The sequence below is a fragment of the Alteraquisediminimonas sediminicola genome (genome assembly GCF_019740335.1).
Classification (GTDB): domain Bacteria; phylum Pseudomonadota; class Alphaproteobacteria; order Sphingomonadales; family Sphingomonadaceae; genus Alteraquisediminimonas; species Alteraquisediminimonas sediminicola.
Genome location: NZ_JAHXZS010000006.1, coordinates 146,160 through 167,090, shown reverse-complemented (window position 1 = coordinate 167,090; position 20,931 = coordinate 146,160). Strand labels below are relative to the sequence as shown.

Genomic DNA, 20,931 nt, shown 5'->3' with positions numbered 1-20,931 from the left:
CAGATGCGCCCCCGCCATTTCAAGACCTTTACAATCGGACTCCTCCTGCTGGCAGGATGCAATCAGAACCCGACTGCCAGCAATGAGGCGGAGGCCAAGCCAGCGGCCAATGCGGGCGCGGGTGCCATCAGCGGCGGCTGGGTCGAAAATGTGACGGCCACCGCAGATGGCGGCTTTCGCATCGGTAATCCCAATGCCAAGGTGAAGCTGGTTGAATATGCCTCGCTCACCTGCTCGCATTGCGCCGATTTCGCCGCAAAGGGCGTGCCTGCATTGAAGGCGCAATATATCGCCAGCGGCAAGGTTTCGCTCGAGATCCGCAACTTTGTGCGCGATCCGATCGATGTCGTCGGCGCGTTGCTCAGCCGCTGCGGCGGGGCCAAGCCTTATGCCAAGCTGACTGAACAGATGTTCGCCAATCAGGCCGCGATGTTCGAAAAAGCGCAAGGCATGACACAGGCTGATCAGCAGCGTCTCAGCACGATGACCCCGGCGCAGCAATTCCAGTTTCTCGGTCAGGCGACCGGCCTCACCGCCTTTGTCGCGCAGCGCGGCATTCCTGCGGCCAAGGCCAATGCCTGCCTTACCGATCAAAAGTCGCTGGATCAGCTCGTCGCCATGCGCAACCGCGCGGTCAACGAATATCAGCTGACCGGCACGCCGATGTTCCTGATCAATGGCAAGCGCGTCGACGATGTCGCCGAATGGACGGCGCTGGAACCGAAGATCAAGGCCGCGCTTTGAACGGTTCAGTGATCGCTTTCTGGCGCTGACTGCATGAAAATCCGGCGGCTCAAGCTCAGCGGATTCAAAAGTTTCGTCGATGCGGCGGAACTGCGAATCGAGCCGGGGCTGACCGGGGTCGTCGGCCCGAATGGTTGCGGCAAATCCAATTTGCTGGAGGCCATTCGCTGGGTCATGGGCGAAGCCAGCGCCAAATCCATGCGCGGCGGCGGGATGGAAGACGTGATCTTCGCGGGCACCACCAGCCGCCCTGCCCGCGATTTTGCCGAAGTGTCTTTGTTGATCGAACAAGGCGGCGCGCATACCCCCGGCCTGCCCGGCAGCGGCGTACCGCATGATGGCGAAGTCGAGGTCGTCCGCCGGATCGAACGCGGCGCGGGGTCGGCCTATCGCCTGAATGGCCGCGATGTCCGCGCCAAGGATGTATCGTTATTGTTCGCCGATGCCGCGACCGGGGCGCATAGCCCGGCGCTGGTAAGCCAAGGTAAGATTGCCGCCGTTATTGCCGCCAAGCCCGCCGAACGCCGCCAGATGCTGGAAGAGGCGGCGGGGATTTCCGGCCTTCATGTCCGCCGCAAGGATGCCGAGCAAAAGCTGCGGGCGACCGAGGGCAATCTCACCCGGCTGGATGAAGTGCTGGCTGAGATGGAGCAACGCGCCAATGCACTGAAGCGTCAGGCCCGCACCGCCGAGCGTTACCGCGTGCTGACCGAGGAAGTGCGGCTGTTCGAGGCGCGGTTGATCTTCGCCAAATGGCGCGATGCCGTTGCCGCCGCCGAGGCCGCCCGCAAGGAAGCCAGCGCGGCAGAGGCCGCCGTCACAGCCGCCCAGACAAAGCAGGACGAGGCCCGCGCCGCGCAGGAACAGGCCGTCGCCACCCTCGCACAGGCCCGCGCCGCCGCGCAAAAGGCCCGAGATGCCGCCAATGACATTGCCCAACAGCTTGCCAGCAACCGGCAGGAACTGGGGATGACCGAACGCCGCCTGCGCGAATTGCAGGAACGTCGTGAGGCCTTGCTGCAAGATCAGGGCCGCGAGGATGCGCTTGGCCATGATGCGGCAGAGGCGCTTTCCCGTCTGGAGGAAGAGGATAAATCGCTGGCCACGACCTTGGCCCAGTCCGACAAGGAACAGGCCAATCGCGAAGCGCTGGTCGCGCATCTGTCCGAAACCACCCATGCGGCGGAACTGGCCTTGGCCCGCGCCCAGACCGAACAGGCATCCGCCCTTGCCGATGCCCGCGTGGCCGAGGCCGCCTTGCAAACCGCCAAACAGGCAGTCGCCCGCACTGAACAGGATTGCGCGGCGGTTGCAGCCGAACAACAACGCCTGCCGGATGAGGCCCCGCTCAAGACCGCGCTGGCCGAGGCCGAGGCGCGGGCAGGCGCGACCGGCCAGATCATCATGACGGCGAGCGACGCCATCGCCACCGCCGAACAGGCCCGCGATGCCGCCGCCAAGGCGCGCGAGGTGGCGCAGGCACAGGTCGGGGAGCGTCGCGCACAATTGGCGACGCTGGAATCCGAGGCCCGCGCATTGAGCAAGGCGTTGAAAAACGGCGACACCGCCGACCGCGCCATCGGCCATGTCCGCGCCGATCCGGGCTTTGAACAGGCGTTGGCCGCCGCCCTTGGCGATGAACTGGATGCAGGTCTGAAGCCCGGCAATGCTCGTTATTGGGGCGGGGCCGAACTGAACACAAGCGATCCGGCCTTGCCCAAAGGCGCGATTTGTCTCGCCGATAAAGTGCAGGCCCCGGATGTGTTGCGGCGCAGATTACAACAGGTCGGGGTGGTCGATCAAGACGATGGCACACGCATCTTGCAGGTCGGGCAACGGCTGGTGACACAAGATGGCCGGTTGCGGCGCTGGGACGGCTATATCGCGACCGGGGTCGGTGCCGATGCCGCGGCGCGGCTGATGCGGATCAACCGGCTCGCCGCGCTCGAACAACAAATGCCCGATGCCCGCGCAATATTGGCAGCGGCAGAACAGGCCGAACAGTCTGCGCAACAACAGGTCAATCGCGCCCGCGAGGATGAACGTTCCGCCCGCGATGCGCTGGCCAAGGCAGAAGCCGAGCAACGCCAAGCGCTGCGCGATGGCGATCAGGCCCGCGCCGCGATTGACCGGCTGGCCGACCAGCGCCGCGCCCTTGATGAACGCGCGACCCGCGCCGCCGCTGGCCGCGATGCCGCCAAGCAGCAATGCGCCGAAGCCGAAGCCGCCAAAGCCGCCTTGCCGGACCAACAGCAGATCAACGCGCAAGTGGCGGACCTGCGCGCCCAACATGACCGTGCCCGTGATCAATTCGGACAGGCCCGCAGCGAATTGGCCGGGCTGCAAGGCCGGATCGGGCGCGATCACGCACGTCGGGAGGCCATTCGCGCTGAAATACGCGGCTGGAAATCACGCGCCGGGGACGCGGCCAAACGCCTGCGCGAGATGCAGCAGCGTTTTGAAGACATCACCCGTGAACAGGCCGAACAGCAAGACCGCCCGGCACGGCTGGCACTATTGATTACCGGGCTTGAAGCAGAAAACGACCGCGCCGCCGCTTTGTCGATAGAACGTGCTGCATCGGAACAAGAGGCCGAGGCCGCGCTGCGATATGCGGAACAGGGCGCAGGCACTACAGGCGAAGCATTGGCGGCCGCGCGTGAGACACGGGCGGGTGCGGCGGCACGGCTTGAAAATCAGGAATTGCGCCGGGTCGAAATGGGCCGGGTGGCGGGTGAGCGGTTTGAATGCCCTGCCCCGGTATTACCGGAGAAAATCGGCTTTGCCGCAACGGATGTCGGCGATGTCGGCGGGGAATCGGCCAAGCTTGAACGCGCGACCCTCGACCGCGAACGGCTTGGCCCGGTCAATCTTGTCGCCGAACAGGAATTGAGCGAATTGGAACAGGTCCGCGAGGTCAGCACGCGGGAGCGCGATGAACTGCATCTGGCGATCAACCGCCTGCGCGGCTCCATCGGCAGCCTCAACCGCGAAGGCCGCGCACGATTGTTGGCCGCATTCGAGGCGGTGGACGGCCATTTCCGGCGCCTGTTCACGACCTTGTTCGGTGGCGGCGAAGCGCATCTCGAATTGGTCGATAGCGACGATCCGCTAGAGGCCGGGCTGGAAATTCTTGCCCAGCCGCCGGGTAAGAGGCTCGCGTCGCTGACCCTGCTGTCGGGTGGCGAACAGGCGTTGACGGCGGTCGCATTGATCTTTGGCCTGTTCCTCACCAACCCCGCGCCGATTTGCGTATTGGACGAGGTCGATGCCCCGCTCGACGATGCGAATATCGAGCGATTCTGCGATTTGCTTGATCAGATGAAGCAGGAAACCGAGACCCGTTATCTGATTGTCACCCATAATGCCGTGACGATGAGCCGGATGGACCGGCTGTTCGGCGTGACGATGGTGGAGCGCGGCGTCAGTCGACTGGTGTCGGTCGATCTGGAACGGGCAGAGCAATTGCTGGCGCAATAATATTAGCGAAGTGCGGTCGCTAAGGTCCAGAAATCGGGGTGGCGCGCGGCGACCATCGCCGCCGCCGTATCGCGGGCCGCGAGACTTTCATAGAGTGCAAAACATGTCGCCCCGGACCCGGACATGCGCGATAAGCGCGGTGCGGTATCCGCCAATAAGGCCAGCAATTCACCGATCACGGGCGCAAGCGATATGGCCGGTGGTTGCAAATCGTTCCGCCCGGCACATGCTGCCTCGATGCTGGCGTCCGCCGCCAATGGCCCGCGATCGACCCCATCCCATGCGCGAAACACCGGGCCGGTCGCGACCGCCACGCCCGGATTGACGAGCAGCAACGGCGTGTCCGACAAGCCCTGCGCCTCGACCGGTTGTACCGGAAAACCCCGTCCATCGGCCCAGCCGGTCACCGACCCCAGACAGGCTGGCACATCAGACCCCAAGAGTTCGGCAATCGTCATCAGGCGTGGGTCGCTGGGATCAAGCCCCCATAGACGCGCCAGCAAGCGCAGCGCCGCCGCCGCATCCGCCGAACCGCCGCCAATGCCGGAGGCAACCGGCAGGCGCTTATCCAGCGTCAGATGCGCCCCGGCCTTGATGCCGAATGATTGCTGCACCGCGCGGGCGGCCCTTAAAACGAGATTATCCGCCTCATCCACCGCCAACACCGCGCCAAAAGGCCCGGTCAGCGTGAGACACACCTCATCTGCCAATTCGGCCGATAATGCATCACCTGCCTGCGCAAAGGCGAAGACGGTTTCAATGTCATGATAGCCATCGTCGCGCCGCCGACGCACGTGCAGCGCGAGGTTGATCTTCGCAAAAGCCGTTTCGAACAACATCGTCGTGGCCATCAAGGAGAGGTCGTTTCCGGTGTCAGCCCCCGGTCGATCTTGGTCCGCAAGCGTTCGGCCTCCGCTGGCTCGGCATGCACAAGCGCCGCATTCCATGCATAACGCGCATCGATCTTGCGACCGACCTGCCAATAGGCATCGCCCAGATGTTCATTGATCGTCGGCTCTGCCGGTTCGGCGATCACCGCGCGTTCCAGCGTGTCGATGGCCTTTTGATGCTGGCCGCGCACGAAATAGGTCCAGCCGAGCGAATCGGTAATGGCGGGATCATCGGGTCGCAGCGTCGCCGCGCGTTCGATCAATTTCTCCGCCTCTTCCAGATTTTCGCGCCGGGCAAGCTGGGCATAGCCGAGATAATTGAGTGCCACCGGCTGATCCGGGCCAAGTCGCACTGCCTCGGTCAATTCCGCCTTCGCTGCGTGCCAATCGCCGGATTTCTCCAGCGCGCCACCAAAAAGCAGGCGATAGGACCAAGGCACGGCGTCCTTGCCGCTTTTGGCCTCGACCAATGCGATAGCCCGTTGAAAGGCATCCGATGCATCCTGATAACGCCCGACATCGCTATACAGATCGGCCAATCGCGTCCAATCCTCGTCTGATGCATCCGGGGCACGGGCAAGCCGTTCGGCCACGACCACTGCCTGCACCGTGTCACCTGCCTTTTCCAGCAACTGAATACGCAGGATTGCTATCGTCGCACCATATACATCATGCGCCTCGTCCGGCAGCAGGGTGAGGCCGAGACGCGGTTGATCCGATGCAGCGAGCAGCCCGCTCGTGAACATCCGGCTTTCGGTCAGGGTCGGATTGGCCAACAGCGCTGCGCGCGCGATGGTCAGCGCCATCGGCGTTACCCGTTCGCGATTCACATCCGATGCCAATCGCAACAATAAATCGGCAATGCCTTGGGTCGCGGTGGTGACCGGGCGCACGAACGACTGCCCAGTGTTCAGCCGCTGCCGCGCTGCAACCAGTGTTGGGTCATCGCCCGCCAGTATCTCCAGCGCCTCATTGCGCTTGCCCGCCTGCGCCAACGCGGTCGCCGCCAGCATCTGTAAACGGATCGCGCGACCCTCGCCGGACGAGCCGATCAGGTTGCGCGCCATGGCCACGCCCTCATTCGCCTTGCCGCTGGCGAGCAGCAGCAAGCAGCGATGCTCGTCATAATAGCTGGCAAAGGAGGGATCGACGGCGGGTCCGTTCAATTGCGCGAAGGGGTCGGCTTCATGCGCGCCAAAGGCCAGCCACGCCCGCAGAATCGGGCCGGTAAAACCAAAGACCGATTCTTGCTCCAGTCGCGCCGCATGGGATTTGGCGAGGCTATCATCATGATGGTTGATCGCATCGACGATCAGCAGGAAACGGGCATCCGCAGGCAAGCGGTTTTGCGCATCGAGCTTGCGGGCAGTTTCCAGCGTGCGCGGCATGTCGCCTTGCATAATGGCCTGACGAAACAGCCGACTGGCCAATACGGCGTCATTGGGAAAAGACTTTGACGCGGCGTGATATCCCGCCAGCGCCGTGGCGGAATCGCCATCGCTATCCGCCACCCGCGCACGGACATAATCGGCCAAGGCTGATCGAACGGGTGCGCGTGCGACAGCCGGGGCAGATGGTACAAGCGCGAGGAAGACCGCCATCAAGACAATATATGGCGATCTTCCCGCAAGCATTTTACATATTGGGGTAATTCGGACCTCCACCGCCCTCCGGCGTCACCCAAGTAATATTCTGTGTCGGGTCCTTGATATCGCAGGTTTTGCAATGCACGCAATTCTGCGCATTGATCTGAAGGCGTGGCGTACCTTCATCCTGACCGACGATTTCATACACGCCTGCCGGGCAATAACGCGTTTCCGGCGCATCATAGAGCGCCAGATTGACCTCGATCGGAATGTTCGGATCGGCCAATTGCAGATGGCAGGGCTGATCCTCTTCATGATTGGTGTTCGACAGGAACACCGACGACAGACGATCGAAGCTGATCACGCCATCCGGCTTGGGATAATTGATCTTCGGATAAAGATCCTTACGGCCCAGCGTGGTGCAGTCCGGGTGATGCTTCATCGTGATCGGCAGACCGATCTTGAGGGTCCGCATCCACATATCGATCCCGGCCAGCAACGTGCCATAATCGCCGCCGAACTTCGCAATCGCGGGCTGGGCATTTTTGACCAGCTTCAATTCGGTCGCAATCCAGCTATCGTTAAGATTGACCTGATAATCGGCCAGCTCGTCATGTGCGCGGCCCCCGGCAATCGCCAGCGCAATGCTTTCTGCGGCGAGCATGCCCGATTTCATCGCGGTGTGGCTGCCCTTGATGCGCGGCACGTTCACGAAACCGGCCGAACAGCCGATCAACGCGCCGCCCGGGAACGCGAGCTTTGGCACCGACTGCCAGCCACCTTCATTGATCGCGCGCGCGCCATAAGAGATGCGCTTGCCGCCTTCCAGAATCTTGCGGATTTCCGGGTGCTGCTTCCAGCGCTGGAATTCTTCGAACGGGAAGAGATGCGGGTTCTGATAATCAAGCGCGACGACAAAGCCGAGCGCCACCTGACCATTGGCCTGATGATACAAGAAGCCGCCGCCCCAGCTATCGGTCTCCGACAGCGGCCAGCCTTGGGTATGGATCACCCGGCCCGGTTCATGCTTGGCAGGATCGATGTCCCACAATTCCTTCATGCCGATGCCATAGACCTGCGGCTGGCAATCGGCTTCAAGGTCGTATTTCGCCTTCAACTGCTTGGTCAGATGACCGCGCGCGCCTTCGGCGAACAGCGTGTATTTGGCATGCAATTCCATGCCCGGCTGATAATCGCCCTTATGACTGCCATCGCGGGCGACGCCCATGTCGCCGGTCGCCACGCCCTTGACCGAGCCATCGTCATTGTACAGAATTTCGGCTGCCGGGAAGCCCGGGAAAATTTCCACGCCGAGATTTTCGGCCTGACTGCCCAACCAACGGCACAGATTGCCAAGCGAACCGGTATAGGTCCCCTTATTGTGCATCCAGCCCGGGGTCAGAATATGCGGGACAGACATATGGCCCTTGGCCGTCATCACCCAATGATGGTTTTCGGTGACCGGCACCTCGGCCATGGCGCAGCCCTGTTCCTTCCAATCAGGCAGCAGTTCATCGATCGCCTTGGGATCGAACACCGCGCCAGACAGAATATGCGCGCCGATTTCCGAGCCCTTTTCCAGCACGCAGACCGAAAGATCCGCGTTGATCTGCTTGAGGCGGATCGCCGCAGAAAGGCCCGCCGGGCCTCCGCCAACGATCACCACATCATAGGGCATTGATTCACGAGTCGTCATTAGCTTCCCCTAAAACCGCTCTTCACTCCGGGCCGCGCCCGTCTCCTTAAATATACTGCCGCCGCACATCGCGATCATCCGCCGCAATTGGCGCATATCGCTGATGCGCAAACACGCGTCGATTCACAAGTCCCGTGCCTTCGAAATGACCCTCTCGTCAACAGCAGACTTTCGCGCTACCTCGTGCGCTGTGAGCAAAACAGCGTCATGAATAGCACATCGCAACCGATGATCGGCCAAATGTTGGACTGGTGGGCGCTGGCCGGGCTGGATAGTCTGGTGAGCGACGATGCCCATTCATGGCTGGCCGCGCCGAAGCCGGACCCGGTGCAAATACGGCACGCGGGCGGCGAAGAAAATGGCGCGCCCGCACCAACAACCCATGTAATTCAAATGGTTGAACCATCTTTACCGCTGCCGGACATCCTGTCAGCCTTTGCCGAATGGATCAAGGACCCCTCCGCCACGCCGATGCTCGACCCCGGCCTTGCCCGCTTTGCCCCGCGTGGATCGGCGACGCCCCGGCTGTTGATATTGGTCGATCGGCCTGAAGAAGGCGACAGACCCGAAGAAAGCATCAGGCCGGACGATAGCGATTCGCCAGCGGGCCAATTGCTCCATGGCCCCGCCGGTCGCTTACTTTCCGCGATGCTCGCCGCGATTGGGGTGGCTGAATCAGAGGTGATGGTCGCAAGCCTGCTGCCCGTGTACCATGCGGGCGGACGGATCGAAGCCGCGTGGCTGCCGCGTTTGGCGGCGATTGCCACGCGCTTGGCCCAATTGGCGGCCCCGCAGGCGGTGTTATTGCTCGGCGATGCGACCAGCCGTGCGCTGATCGGGTCGGGTGCGATTGATGCGCGCCAGCATATGCAGGAAATTAACCATGATGCGGGTAAGGTCGGCGCTATCGTCACACTTCACCCGCGCTTCCTGCTGCAAAAGCCTGCCGCCAAGGCATTGGCGTGGCAGGATCTGCAATTGCTTCGGAGACTATTCGCCCAATGATCATGCAATTGTTGCGTCGATATCGCGGGCTGGCAGGATCATCTGCACTGCTGGCGATGCTCATCGCCGCCCCGATGCTGTCCGCATCAACCGCTTATGCGGAAAGCGCGACCGCGCCGGTCACCCTGTCCATCGCGCAACTCGATTCGGACGATGCCGCCTTGCGCGTGCTGACCCCCGCGCAGGCGCAACAATATCGCACGGTCTTTGCGGCGCTGCGTGAACAACGCTGGGCCGATGCGGCCAATCTGATCAACGCCGATCAAAACGGCCCGTTGCATGATATTGCCCAGGCGGAACTCTTTCTCGCCAAGAACAGCCCCAAGGCTGAATTGCAGCCATTATTGGAGCTCATTGCCCGTGCGCCGCATTTGGTGGAGGCTGATCCGCTGACCAGACTCGCCCGCACCCGTGGGGCATCAACCCTGCCCGCCCTGCCCCAGCCACAGAAACTGAGCTGGGTCGGCGGCGCGCCCAAGCGAGAAAAGCTCGATAGCGGCCTTGCGCTTGATCCGATTGCCGCGAAATTGCAGCCGCAGGTCATGCAATTCGTCAAATCCGATCTGCCCGGCGAGGCGGAGGCCTTGGTCGAGGCAGAGGCCGCAAACATCTCACCCAATGCGCTGGCGGAATTGCGCTATATCATCGCATGGTCATGGTATGGCCGGGGCAATGATGACACGGCCCGCGCCGTGGCCAGCCGCGCCACATCCGGCAGCGGCAATTGGGCGGTGCAGGCCAATTGGATTGTCGGGCTGATTGCTTGGCGTCAGCAAGATTGCAACGCCGCCGCCAATGCCTTTGCCAATGTCGCCGAAGGGGTCACGGATCGTGATCTACGTGCCGCAGGCCAATTCTGGGCGGCGCGATCCGAAATGGCCTGTGGCCGCCCGCAAACGGTGCAAGCGCGAATGCGCCGCGCCGCCGCAGAGCGCGAAAGCTTTTACGGCATGCTCGCCGCGCAATATCTCGGGATGGAACGGCGGGAAGAGAGCGCAATGCCAGCGGGCAGCAGGATCGAACGCGAGATAATAACTCTGCCCAATATCCGCGTGGCGATGGCGCTTGCGGATGTGGGCGAATTGGAATTGGCCGATAAATTGATCCGGCATCAGGCGCGGATTGGCGATCCATCCCAGCACCTTGCCCTGATCAACCTCGCCGTCCGGCTGAACCTGCCTAACACCCAATTATGGCTGGCGCAAAATGCCCCGGCGGGCGTGCGGACAGGCCTTGCCGCGCGTTATCCCCTGCCCGATTGGAATCCGGCCAATGGCTGGCGCGTGGATCGGGCATTGCTGATGGCGCATAGCTTGCAAGAATCGAACTTTCGGCCACAGGTCGTCAGCCCGGCAGGCGCACAGGGATTGATGCAGGTCATGCCCGGCACGGCGGCATTGATCGCACGCGGTCGCGGCGAAACCATCGATATTCAGACGCTGCGTCGGCCATCGATTAATCTCGAATATGGCCAGCTTTATCTCGAAAAACTACGCGATCAAGACACGGCGGGCGGGCTGCTGCCCAAGGTCATTGCCGCTTATAATGCCGGGCCAGGCGCAGTCGCGCGGTGGAATGAACAGGTCGCCCATGACGGCGATCCGCTGTTGTATATCGAATCCATCCCTTATTGGGAGACCCGCAATTATGTCATGATCGTGCTGCGGAATTACTGGATGTACCAGCGGCTTGAAAATAAACCGACGACCAGCCTTGCCGCTATATCGCAGGGCATGTGGCCGCGCTTTCCCGGTATGACGGGCAAAACCGCGATGCGGATGAGCGCGGGCAATAGGAGAATCTTGAATGCCGATTGACGAAAGCCGCAACTTCCTGCCGGTGCGGATTGCGGTGCTGACCGTGTCCGACAGTCGTTCGCTGGCCGAGGATCGGTCTGGCGATACTTTGGTCGAGCGGTTGACCAATGCGGGCCATATCCTCGCCGATCGGACTATCCTGCGCGACGATCAAGATGAAATTGTGGCGCAATTCCATCGCTGGATTGAGGATGAAACGGTCGATTGCATCATCACGACTGGCGGCACCGGCGTGACGGGCCGTGATGTCACCCCGGAAGCGGTCGAACGCGTGTGCGACAAGTTGATTCCCGGCTTTGGCGAGTTGTTCCGCTGGCTCAGCTTTGCGAGCATCGGCACCTCCACCATCCAGTCCCGCGCCTGTGCGGGCGTCGCGCGCGGCACCTATATATTTGCCCTACCGGGATCGACCGGCGCCGTGAAAGACGGCTGGGATCAGATCCTCCTCTCCCAACTCGATAGTCGCCACCGCCCCTGCAATTTCGTGGAACTGATGCCCCGCTTGCAAGAGCGGTAAGTCAGAGCCACGATCTACGCCACGGGCGGATGCGATCCTGTGAGCATCGCGGGCAATTCATGCCGCAGGCGATCGACCAGCATCGACAGCTTGGGCAATTGGTGCCGTTGTTCGGGATACACCGCCCAGATCTGCTCATCATTGGCGCGAAATGGCTCCAGCAGCGCAACCAGACTGCCATTGGCCAGATGCGGCAAGGCGTAAAAACCCGGCACTTGGCAAATACCCATGCCCGCCAGCGCCGCATCAATCACGGTAATCCCACTATTGCAGCGCCACCGCCCCTTTGGCCGAAAGAGTTCATTTTGCTGGCCCACAACGAATTGCCATGTCGATGAGGTGCCGACCACGCATTCGTGATGTGCCAGATCATTGATGGAATGCAGCGTACCCGCCCGCGCCAGATAAGCAGGCGCGGCGCAAGTATATAGCGAGCGCATCGCAATCCGGGTGCTGACCAGACTCGAATCCGGTAATTTTCCGCTGCGAATCGCCAGATCATAGCCTTCAGCAATAATATCCACCACCTGATTGGTGAGGTCGAGCGTGACCGACACCTTGGGATATTCTTCGATATAACGCCGCAGAATCGGGGCGATAAAACGCTCCCCCATCGCCACCGAACAAGTCACCCGCAATTCGCCCTGCGGTTCACCGCGTTCACCGATCTGGGCAATCGCCTCATCCCGATCATGCAACAATCGCTGGCATTGCTCGTAAAACATCCTGCCGGTATCGGTCAGGCGGACCATCCGGGTCGTGCGATGGAACAGCTGCACCTGCAATCGGTTTTCCAATAAGGCGACCGATCTGCTCATATGGGTGGTGCTTGCGCCGAATTTTCGGGCAGCAGCCGCAAATGTTCCCGCCGCCGCAACCGCAACGAATTCATCGATACCACGCCACGCATCCATACATTGTTACCATACTGGGATGAAGAATTTCCAATTTGGGTTATTATCATAACTACTTAGTAGTGCTAGCAAAATCGCAGTTGGCGTCGGCACGCGGCGGTGGGACAGACTACCGCGCCGACAGGCCGGGTTTCGCTCTTTGTAGCGTTGCGTAACCCAATGCTCGCTTTGTTTTGGCGAGGATTGGTGGCAATTTGGAAACAGATTGCCGTATTTGTCCCGCGAAACCCGGCGGATTGCCCATAGCGCTTTGAAGCGCGCAACTTTTCAAATAGCCTTTAACGGACTGATCATGTCATTTGGAGGCGCGCCCCTTACTGGCGCACACCCATTTCCGGTTCACGCCTCTTCAGGGCTATGCACCAATTTGAGGGACAGCCCAGACACAAGAGACTCCACCGGTGCAATGTCACGGCATTCAGCCACGGCTAAAGCAGCTTGCGTAAATATAGTGTCAGGATTTCAAAAAACCATTTTATTGCAATATTTTGTAATGTTGGCGTCAGACTTAATGCAGCACATACCGATCGCCTATAGGCAATGATGTGCTGAGCTTTCATTACACATATATGCTGACCCTGAGGGACATCCTTTGAATTGGATACGCCCTCAGGGCAGAGAAACAGACCCGGCGGCTTAATTAGCGACGGCGTGCAAGGATTCCGGTGCCGATGCCTGCGCCGAGGTGATGAAGGCCCGCATGACCTCCACATCCGCGGCGCTGACATAATAGCCCGATTTGTAGATGGCATGAACGAAATGGCGCATGCTAAATTGTTCCAGCGCCGACCGCAAATGGGACATATAGACGACCACGCTGCGTGAAGAGAATCCGAAACGGGCCGACAGGCTTTCCTGACTATGGACCATATCCGGATGATTGAGCAGGCACGCCAATATGCGCGCCGCCGAGATTTGTTTGATACCCAGCAAAGTGCCCAGCATCAGCGGATTGAAATCCGTTGTTTCCTGTTCCCGAACACCGGGCTCCAGCAATGCAGGGAGTCGTTCGATTTCGACAGCGACATTCAGGCATTCCCGAAAGTCGATGACCCCGTCCCTGACATTCACAGCTGATTTGAGGCGGGTTGCCAGTTCCCTGACATATTCGTGCACAGACCGCGGGGCGGCCATAACGTTCATCATATTCATATTACGCATACTCGATACATTGAACAATGTTATGAGTTTAAGCGTTTTTAGTTCACTTGCAAGCGATTCATTATTGCACCTGAATTAAACATGCAAAATGCGGCAAAGACGCATAAACCTATCGAATGAACCGATCACTGGATTTCCGCGATCAATCCCTCGGCGATCCAACGGCCCAAGATGCTGCCAGCGGTCGCAATGGCCCCTTGCGGATCGGCATCGCCAGCCAGCATCTCACATAATGCACCAAAGCTCTCTCCACATTGCATCATCGTAAGCGCCAGCGATTCATCATGCGCCAGTACCCGAAAACATGGCGTCATGCCTTCGCGCCAGACGATCAGCGATGCCGGTTGTTCCAACATCAAGGCCGGCACCGGTTGTTCATGAGTCATGGCATTCCATAACTCCCCACATGCCGTGCGTATGGGCCGCACAAACAGGCTCGGCACGAATGCAAGCCGCATCGCCGTCCAATCGCCTTCATCATAATCGGCGGTCAGGACCGGAAAATCACTCGCTGAGATGGCCGGGACATCCGTCGCACAAAACGCCCGCTGCATCGTCCATTCCAGCCATGCCAATTCTTCCACCTCTGGATCATTCGGAAACAGGCTGGCCAATGTATCGCTGAATCCCTCGCCAATATCGTCAAGGGTCCAACTGTGCGGCGGATTCAGAATCAGGTGATGGCAGGCGGCGGCATCGAAACTCTCATCGCCAATCCATGACCAGCTCTTGTCGAACATTTCACGCAGACACGCGACCAAACGCGCACGATAGGCGTTGCGATAGACCGCAAGACCTTTGTCCAATCGCGCATCCCATTCGGGCCGCAACGGTACATCATCCGACAGCAATTGCGCCAGCAGATCACGCTGAAGGGTCAGCAGGCTCATGCCGCCACCTTCCCGGCATGCGCGGCCCAATTGCGGGCCAGCGCCAGTTCCGCCAGCAAATCGTCAAGCGGTGGAATATCGTCATCGCGCTCGATCATGGTGGCGACCTGCGTAAAGCGCGCGCAGCCTTGCGCATAAAGATCCCAGACCGCATCGCACACCGGCTGGTCATGCGTGTCGATCAGGATCTCGCCCTGCGTATGGCCCGCCAGATGCACCTGCCGCACATATTCGACCGGGATGCCCGCCAAATATTCGGCGGCAGAAAAGCCGTGATTGGTCGCGCTGACAAACACATTATTGATATCAAGCAACAGATAACAGCCGGTCCGCCGACACATCGCGGCCATGAATTCCCATTCCGTCATGACGTCATCAGGGAAAGTGAGATAGCTCGACGGGTTCTCGAACAGCATCGGCCTACCCAATATCTCCTGCGCCTGCATGATATTGGCGCAGACCATGTCGAGCGACTCTTGGGTATAAGGCACTGGCAACAGATCATGGCTGTTATGGCCATCTACCCCGGTCCAACATAAATGATCGGACACCCACAACGGGGACACGCGGTCCACCAATTGCTTCAATCGCAGCAAATAGGCGCGGTCCAATCCTTGCGCCGATCCGATTGACATCGATACGCCATGCATGACCACTGGATATTTCGCCCGGATCGCATCCAGCGTCGCCAATGGCCGCCCACCATCGACCATATAATTTTCGGAAATGATCTCAATGAAATCTACCGGCACGTCGCGGTTCAGGAAATCGGCATAATGTTGCTTGCGCAGGCCGAGACCGAAACCGACAAAATTCGGGATAGACGACATCCGCCACGCTCCTGAAAATGAGTCTTTTTACATGATGGCCCGGCTGCGGGGGAGCGCAGCCGGGCCAAGATCAAGCCGAAATCAATCAGCCAAGATCGCCAATGGTGCCACCCTTGGCGAGGCACTGGCCAGCGGTCAGCGCCTTGAAGCCATGACCCTTGCACGCATTCATGCCCTTGCATTCATGCGTGGTGGTCTTGCAATCTGCGCTACCCTTGCAGCTATTGACGCCATAGCAATGCGCGGCGTCGTCAGCAGACAGGAACTTGCCCGTGCTGCCTTCCGGTGCATGCGCAGGATTCGCCGCAGCAATAGCGGACATGGCGAACAGGGCTGCAGCCGAGGCAAGGCCCATGCTTTTCGCGAGAGTGGACATGAGTGGGTCTCCGAATGAAATGATATGTGCCGAAAGTGGCATTGCCTCATTCGCGGCATCCGCACCGCCGGTTACAACGCCGATAAAAAATTTATCTGATCGCAACCTATCTGTTGGAAATTTACTGATAGCGACCTGTAACCAGTCCGTTATGGTGACCGAATTATAGCAGAATCCCTGCAAGGGGGTTCCTTTGTATCAGTAGCTTGGCGTTGGAGTTTGTTTGATGTTTAGCCCTTCCGTAAAATCTCTATGTGCTGCGGCACTGGTTGCGTCGATTTCCGCTGGCGTGGCACAGGCTGCCGATGCCGGTCCAGCCAAAAAGGCGACCGAAAAATGCTATGGCATTGCCAAGGCCGGCAAGAATGACTGCGCCGCAGGTCCGGGCACCAGCTGTGCCGGTACCTCCACCACCGACTATCAGGGCAATGCGTGGAAGCTCGTCAAGGCAGGGTCTTGCCTCAAGACCAAGACGCCCAAGGGCAATGGATCTCTGACACCCAAAAAGGCCTGACCGGTGCGTGCCTTGACGCACCTGTGGCGACAGGTCTTGTGCGTGCTGTCTGGCAAGATGGTCGAGGGCGGCGTCATGCTGCTCGTCCGCTTGGCGCTGGCGGGGGTATTCTGGCGCTCTGGCCGCGCCAAGATCGAAGAGGGAAGCTGGCTGACGATCAGCGAAAACACCCGCTTCCTTTTTGCCGAAGAATATAGCGGCATCCCCCTGCCCACAGCATTCGCCACCTTGGCGGCGACAACGGCGGAACATCTGTTCCCGATCCTGTTGGTGCTGGGATTGGCAACGCGCCTGTCGGCACTCGGCCTGTTGGGCATGACACTGATGATCCAGATCTTCGTCTATCCCGATGCGTGGTGGCCGGTGCATTCGCTGTGGGCTGCGCTCGCGCTGACCTTGGTTGTCCGGGGTGGCGGGCTATTTTCAGCAGACGCGCTCATCGCAAGAAAGTGGCTTGCATGATCGCCGATGAGGCCAGCCTGTCCCGCCTGATGGCCAACGCCCAAGGGGGTGACAGGCTGGCCTATCGGACATTGCTGAAGGAATGCGCCCATTGGTTGCGCCGATATTTCGGCCGCCGCGTGCTGGCGAATCAACTTGACGATCTGGTGCAGGATACATTGCTGTCACTCCATCGCAAATTGGCGAGCTATGATCCTGACCGCCCTTTTTTGCCATGGCTGGCGGCCATCGCGCGTTATCGCTGGATCGACCATCTCCGCCATGTCTATCGCCGCGAAGAACAGGCGCTGGCGGATGACGTCCCCGATCATGGGGAGGGGGATGAGGATGAAATCGTCGCGCGGATCAGTCTGGAACGGCTGTTCGCCCATTTGTCCCCGGCACAAGCGCGCGCGATAGAGATGGTGAAGATCGAAGGCCGCAGCATCGCCGAAGCCGCACAATCCTGCGGCCAGAGCGAGCCGCTGATCAAGGTCAACATCCATCGAGGATTAAAGAAATTGGCCTCAATGGTCGAGAAAGCACAGTGAATATGGTTCGGGAAATTGACCATCTGATTTATGATTTGGTCGAACGGTTGCGCCCTGTCCGCGCGCTCCGCATCCGTGGCGGGATGATCCAGATGATGCTGGCGGCGCTGGCGAGCTTTGCGCTCTCTGCCTTGTGGCTGGACATTCGGGAAGATCTATTGGCAGGCGCGTTTCCACCGATGTTCCTGATCGCCAATGGGCTATTTTTGATTCTCTCGCTGGCAGCAGGTAGCAGCGTCGTGATGATGTCTGGCCCGCAGGTCGGAAATCGGCATGACGGCTGGAAATGGGCGACCGCCATGGCGGGCCTGTTGCCATTTTCGGCCATGATCATGGCCACCATTCATCGCCGAGACGATCCCCCGATCCTTGCTCCTGAACATGATTTTTATTGCGTTGCTTATGGGACGGGTTTTGGCCTGTTGATGGCCACCGCCCTGACCAACCGCTTGCGCCGTGGCGCCCCGGTATCACCCGAACGCGCAAGCCTGCTTGTCGGCATTGCGGCGGGCGCCATCGGGGTATGCGCTTATGGCATCAGTTGCCCGCTCGATAATATCTTTCATATCGGCATCTGGCACAGCGTCCCGATCCTGATTTCAGGGCTGATCGGTCGCTTCATCATCCCCGCGCTTATCCGCTGGTAAAGCCCTGCATCATAAGCACCTGCCCATAAACGAAAAAAGGCCCGGCCACTTTTCTGCAAAAGTGAAGCCAAGCCCCAAAAACCTGCGGTAATGAAATGGTGGAGCCTAGCGGGATCGAACCGCTGACCTCTACACTGCCAGTGTAGCGCTCTCCCAGCTGAGCTAAGGCCCCGTCACCATTCAGCCAGCGATGCGTGACACCGCAATGGCTTGGCGCGGCCTATAAGTAAGGCCGCGCCGAATCGCAAGGGATTAATTTTCGTCGTCGTTATCCGTCGTCGCAACGCCGAGATCGTCATCGCCACCGAGGTCGACTTCGTCGTCCGGGCTCTGTTCCTGATCGTCGATGTTGAGCACTTCTTCCTCGACGAGGTCCGTATCATGCTTGACCAGATCGACGTCATCAGCCTTCACCGCTTCGAACGGCAGCGGCTGCTTGGACTTCAGCACAGGCTCCGGCATCCATGAGCCACCGCAGCTAATGCAGGTGACAGGATCATCCTTGCCGAGGTCGTAGAAGCGCGTGCTGCATTTCGGGCAAGTACGCTTGGTGCCCCATTCTGCCTTGATCACGATGTTGTGAACCTTTCGCTTCGCAAATTTGCGGTATGAAGTTGCCAAGGAGCACCGCCACGCAAATGCGGCTCGTGCGCTCCCGAATTGCGCTGCGCCTTGCCATAGCTTTACGGCGCTGTCAAAGACCCGGTGCTATGCATGAAAAACCAGCCTCTGCCAGCTTTCACAGCCACGGCCCCCTTACCGGCACCGAACGCGTGCCCGGCGACAAGTCAATTTCCCACCGATCCTTGATGCTATCGGCGCTTGCCGTCGGCGAAAGCCGGGTCGAGGGGCTGTTGGAAGGCGAGGACGTATTGGCGACGGCGGCGGCAATGCGGGCAATGGGCGCGTCGATCAATCGCGATTCGCACGGCATCTGGCACATCAACGGCGTGGGCGTGGGTGGCTTGCTACAACCCGACACCGCGCTCGACATGGGCAATAGCGGCACATCGACCCGCCTGTTGATGGGCCTGATCGCAAGCCATAATATCACCGCGACTTTTACCGGCGATGCGTCGCTGTCCAAACGGCCCATGGGTCGGGTGATCGAGCCGCTAGCGCAAATGGGGGCAGAATTTACCGCGTCGCCGGGAGGACGCCTACCGCTGACGATGCGCGGGGCCTGTCCGGCGGTGCCGATTCGCTATCGCCTGCCGGTCGCATCGGCACAGGTGAAATCGGCGATTTTGCTGGCCGGTCTCAACACGCCCGGCATCACGACTGTCATCGAACCGATCCCGACCCGCGATCATAGCGAAAAGATGCTGGCCGGATTCGGGGCCGAGCTGACGGTCGATACCGATGCCGATGGGGTGCGCACGATCACGATTCGCGGCGAGGCTGAACTGAAGCCCCAGCAGATCGTCGTGCCGGGAGATCCATCCTCTGCCGCCTTCCCGGTCGTGGCCGCGTTGCTGGTGCCGGGATCGGATGTGACGGTCGAAAATGTCGGCATCAACCCGACTCGCGCCGGACTGTTCACCTTGTTGCAGGCGATGGGCGGCGATGTGCAGCTCATCAACCAGCGCATTGTGGGGGGGGAGCCGGTGGCCGATATCCGCGTGCGCCACAGCGTCCTCCACGGCATCGAATCACCACATGACATCGTGCCGAGCATGGTCGACGAATTCCCGATCCTGTTCATCGCCGCTGCCATGGCCAAAGGCCGGTCGGTGCTGCGCGGGCTGGAAGAATTGCGCGTCAAGGAATCGGATCGCATCGCCGTGATGGCCGAAGGACTGCGCGCGATTGGTGCGACGGTGGAAGAAGTCGAGGACGGGCTGATCATCGACGGCCGCAATGGCGATCCATTCCCCGGCAGCGCGACCATCGCCACCCGACTCGATCACCGCATCGCGATGAGCTTCGCGGTTGCCGGTCTGGTCTCGCAACAGCCGGTACAGATTGACGACATGGCCCCGATTGCGACGAGCTTTCCCGATTTCGTGCCGTTGATGACGCGACTCGGTGCTGAGGCCCGCCCCATCGCTACGACCGACACCGCCGCATGATTATCGCCGTTGATGGCCCCGCAGCATCCGGCAAAGGGACGATCGCCAAGGCGCTCGCCCGGCATTATGGGCTGCCCCATCTCGATACCGGCCTGTTGTATCGCGCTGTCGGCATCGCGACCGCACAGCAGGGCGGCAATCCGGACGACCCGGCGGACGCGTTGAAAGGGGCAGCGTTCCCGGAAACGCTGCTCGACGACCCCGCAATACGCAGCGAAACCGCAGGCGGCCTTGCCTCCCGCGTCTCGATCCACCCGGCGGTGCGCGCAGCCCTGCTTGCCCGCCAGCGCGACTTTGCGGCGCAGACCGCGGGCGCGATCATCGATGGCCGCGATATTGGCAGCGTGATCGTGCCGCAGGCCGATGCCAAGCTGTTCGTCACCGCAAGGACGGAAATTCGTGCCGAACGCCGCCATCGCGAAGACCCGACCGATGACTATGATGCGATCCTTGCCGACATCCGGCAACGGGATGAACGCGATTCCGCACGCTCTGTCGCACCGCTGGTCCGCGCCGCCGATGCCGACTTGCTAGATACCAGCGATTTGACTATAGACGCGGCCGTCCAGCGTGCGATTGCGCTTGTGGACGCCCGGATTCGGGACAGGCGCTAACGCCGTCCCCGCTTCGGCGTATAGACCCCGCCAATTTCTGGTCGGATGTGTCTGTACGCCTTTTCGTATTTTCGGACGTCCATGATCTCGAACGTCCAATGGATGCCGTACCGGCATGGGGCCGTTGCGGCACTTCGGCCAAAAGACCTTCGGAACCAACCGAATGGCCGGAAAACTGACAGACAG

Annotated in this window: 21 protein-coding genes and 1 tRNA gene; 12 read left to right on the top strand and 10 right to left on the bottom strand. The window is 60.4% G+C overall.

Annotated features, from left to right (window positions below; genetic code table 11):
* The first annotated feature begins 3 nt into the window (after positions 1-3).
* Both K6117_RS12275 and smc read left to right on the top strand, forming a co-directional pair.
* Positions 4-744, top strand: coding sequence for a thioredoxin domain-containing protein (locus K6117_RS12275; protein WP_221795475.1), 741 nt, complete (start codon positions 4-6; stop codon positions 742-744).
* A 33-nt stretch (positions 745-777) separates the two neighbouring features.
* A complete protein-coding gene (gene smc / locus K6117_RS12270) occupies positions 778-4,224 on the top strand; it encodes a chromosome segregation protein SMC (RefSeq protein WP_221795471.1) in 3,447 nt (1,148 codons plus the stop codon).
* A 2-nt stretch (positions 4,225-4,226) separates the two neighbouring features.
* Here the strand turns inward: smc and K6117_RS12265 are convergent, their stop codons facing one another.
* Genes K6117_RS12265 through K6117_RS12255 form a run of 3 tightly spaced genes read right to left on the bottom strand, consistent with a single transcriptional unit; the run spans position 4,227 to position 8,396 of the window.
* Positions 4,227-5,075, bottom strand: coding sequence for a 4-(cytidine 5'-diphospho)-2-C-methyl-D-erythritol kinase (locus K6117_RS12265; RefSeq protein ID WP_246605072.1), 849 nt, complete (start codon positions 5,073-5,075; stop codon positions 4,227-4,229).
* Positions 5,075-6,715, bottom strand: a complete 1,641-nt coding sequence (locus tag K6117_RS12260; RefSeq protein ID WP_221795467.1) for a tetratricopeptide repeat protein — start codon at positions 6,713-6,715, stop codon at positions 5,075-5,077. Before K6117_RS12260 ends, K6117_RS12265 begins: the two co-directional genes overlap by 1 nt.
* 34 nt (positions 6,716-6,749) lie before the next feature.
* Complete coding sequence (locus tag K6117_RS12255; protein ID WP_221795464.1) at positions 6,750-8,396, bottom strand: electron transfer flavoprotein-ubiquinone oxidoreductase; 1,647 nt, start codon at positions 8,394-8,396, stop codon at positions 6,750-6,752.
* A 207-nt stretch (positions 8,397-8,603) separates the two neighbouring features.
* On the opposite strand from K6117_RS12255, the gene K6117_RS12250 reads away from it, so the two are divergent.
* Genes K6117_RS12250 through moaB form a run of 3 tightly spaced genes read left to right on the top strand, consistent with a single transcriptional unit; the run spans position 8,604 to position 11,735 of the window.
* Positions 8,604-9,401, top strand: a complete 798-nt coding sequence (locus K6117_RS12250) for a uracil-DNA glycosylase family protein (protein ID WP_221795462.1) — start codon at positions 8,604-8,606, stop codon at positions 9,399-9,401.
* A 2-nt stretch (positions 9,402-9,403) separates the two neighbouring features.
* Positions 9,404-11,218, top strand: coding sequence for a lytic transglycosylase domain-containing protein (locus tag K6117_RS12245; RefSeq protein ID WP_221795459.1), 1,815 nt, complete (start codon positions 9,404-9,406; stop codon positions 11,216-11,218).
* Positions 11,208-11,735 (top strand): molybdenum cofactor biosynthesis protein B, encoded by a 528-nt coding sequence (gene moaB, locus K6117_RS12240; protein WP_221795456.1) that lies wholly within the window; start codon positions 11,208-11,210, stop codon positions 11,733-11,735. The genes K6117_RS12245 and moaB overlap by 11 nt, the downstream gene beginning before the upstream one ends.
* 14 nt (positions 11,736-11,749) lie before the next feature.
* Here moaB and K6117_RS12235 read toward each other — a convergent pair whose 3' ends face one another.
* The 5 genes from K6117_RS12235 to bufA2 form a co-directional block, all read right to left on the bottom strand.
* Positions 11,750-12,649: a LysR substrate-binding domain-containing protein gene (locus K6117_RS12235; RefSeq protein WP_221795453.1), complete on the bottom strand. Its 900-nt coding sequence runs from the start codon at positions 12,647-12,649 to the stop codon at positions 11,750-11,752.
* A 636-nt stretch (positions 12,650-13,285) separates the two neighbouring features.
* Positions 13,286-13,720 (bottom strand): helix-turn-helix domain-containing protein, encoded by a 435-nt coding sequence (locus K6117_RS12230; RefSeq protein WP_221795449.1) that lies wholly within the window; start codon positions 13,718-13,720, stop codon positions 13,286-13,288.
* A gap of 215 nt (positions 13,721-13,935) precedes the next feature.
* Positions 13,936-14,700: an HvfC/BufC N-terminal domain-containing protein gene (locus K6117_RS12225; protein WP_221795446.1), complete on the bottom strand. Its 765-nt coding sequence runs from the start codon at positions 14,698-14,700 to the stop codon at positions 13,936-13,938.
* Positions 14,697-15,530 (bottom strand): MNIO family bufferin maturase, encoded by an 834-nt coding sequence (gene bufB, locus K6117_RS12220; protein WP_221795444.1) that lies wholly within the window; start codon positions 15,528-15,530, stop codon positions 14,697-14,699. The genes K6117_RS12225 and bufB overlap by 4 nt, the downstream gene beginning before the upstream one ends.
* Before the next feature lie 85 nt (positions 15,531-15,615).
* Positions 15,616-15,906 carry a BufA2 family periplasmic bufferin-type metallophore gene (gene bufA2, locus K6117_RS12215; protein WP_221795441.1) on the bottom strand — a complete coding sequence of 97 codons (291 nt, stop codon included), beginning with the start codon at positions 15,904-15,906 and terminating at the stop codon, positions 15,616-15,618.
* Positions 15,907-16,132: 226 nt separating this feature from the next.
* Here bufA2 and K6117_RS12210 point away from each other — a divergent pair, with 226 nt between their 5' ends.
* From K6117_RS12210 to K6117_RS12195, 4 genes are read left to right on the top strand one after another with little or no spacing between them, the layout of a single operon-like run.
* On the top strand, positions 16,133-16,420 hold the full coding sequence (locus K6117_RS12210) for a BufA1 family periplasmic bufferin-type metallophore (RefSeq protein ID WP_221795438.1): 288 nt from the start codon (positions 16,133-16,135) through the stop codon (positions 16,418-16,420).
* Between the two features lie 3 nt (positions 16,421-16,423).
* Entirely contained in the window at positions 16,424-16,882 is a 459-nt protein-coding gene (locus K6117_RS12205; protein WP_343211786.1) for a DoxX family protein, read from the top strand.
* Positions 16,879-17,412: a sigma-70 family RNA polymerase sigma factor gene (locus tag K6117_RS12200; RefSeq protein ID WP_221795435.1), complete on the top strand. Its 534-nt coding sequence runs from the start codon at positions 16,879-16,881 to the stop codon at positions 17,410-17,412. The genes K6117_RS12205 and K6117_RS12200 overlap by 4 nt, the downstream gene beginning before the upstream one ends.
* A gap of 2 nt (positions 17,413-17,414) precedes the next feature.
* Positions 17,415-18,059, top strand: a complete 645-nt coding sequence (locus K6117_RS12195; RefSeq protein ID WP_221795431.1) for an NrsF family protein — start codon at positions 17,415-17,417, stop codon at positions 18,057-18,059.
* A gap of 96 nt (positions 18,060-18,155) precedes the next feature.
* Here K6117_RS12195 and K6117_RS12190 read toward each other — a convergent pair.
* Positions 18,156-18,231 (bottom strand) — tRNA-Ala (locus K6117_RS12190).
* 80 nt (positions 18,232-18,311) lie between these two features.
* Positions 18,312-18,632, bottom strand: coding sequence for a TIGR02300 family protein (locus K6117_RS12185; protein WP_221795428.1), 321 nt, complete (start codon positions 18,630-18,632; stop codon positions 18,312-18,314).
* A 137-nt stretch (positions 18,633-18,769) separates the two neighbouring features.
* Here K6117_RS12185 and aroA point away from each other — a divergent pair, with 137 nt between their 5' ends.
* The 3 genes from aroA to K6117_RS14565 are packed head-to-tail and all read left to right on the top strand — an operon-like array spanning position 18,770 to position 20,924.
* On the top strand, positions 18,770-20,131 hold the full coding sequence (gene aroA, locus K6117_RS12180) for a 3-phosphoshikimate 1-carboxyvinyltransferase (protein WP_221795425.1): 1,362 nt from the start codon (positions 18,770-18,772) through the stop codon (positions 20,129-20,131).
* Positions 20,128-20,745 carry a (d)CMP kinase gene (locus K6117_RS12175; RefSeq protein WP_221795422.1) on the top strand — a complete coding sequence of 206 codons (618 nt, stop codon included), beginning with the start codon at positions 20,128-20,130 and terminating at the stop codon, positions 20,743-20,745. Before aroA ends, K6117_RS12175 begins: the two co-directional genes overlap by 4 nt.
* Positions 20,746-20,792: 47 nt before the next feature.
* Complete coding sequence (locus K6117_RS14565) at positions 20,793-20,924, top strand: hypothetical protein (protein ID WP_281422142.1); 132 nt, start codon at positions 20,793-20,795, stop codon at positions 20,922-20,924.
* Positions 20,925-20,931 lie beyond the last annotated feature (7 nt).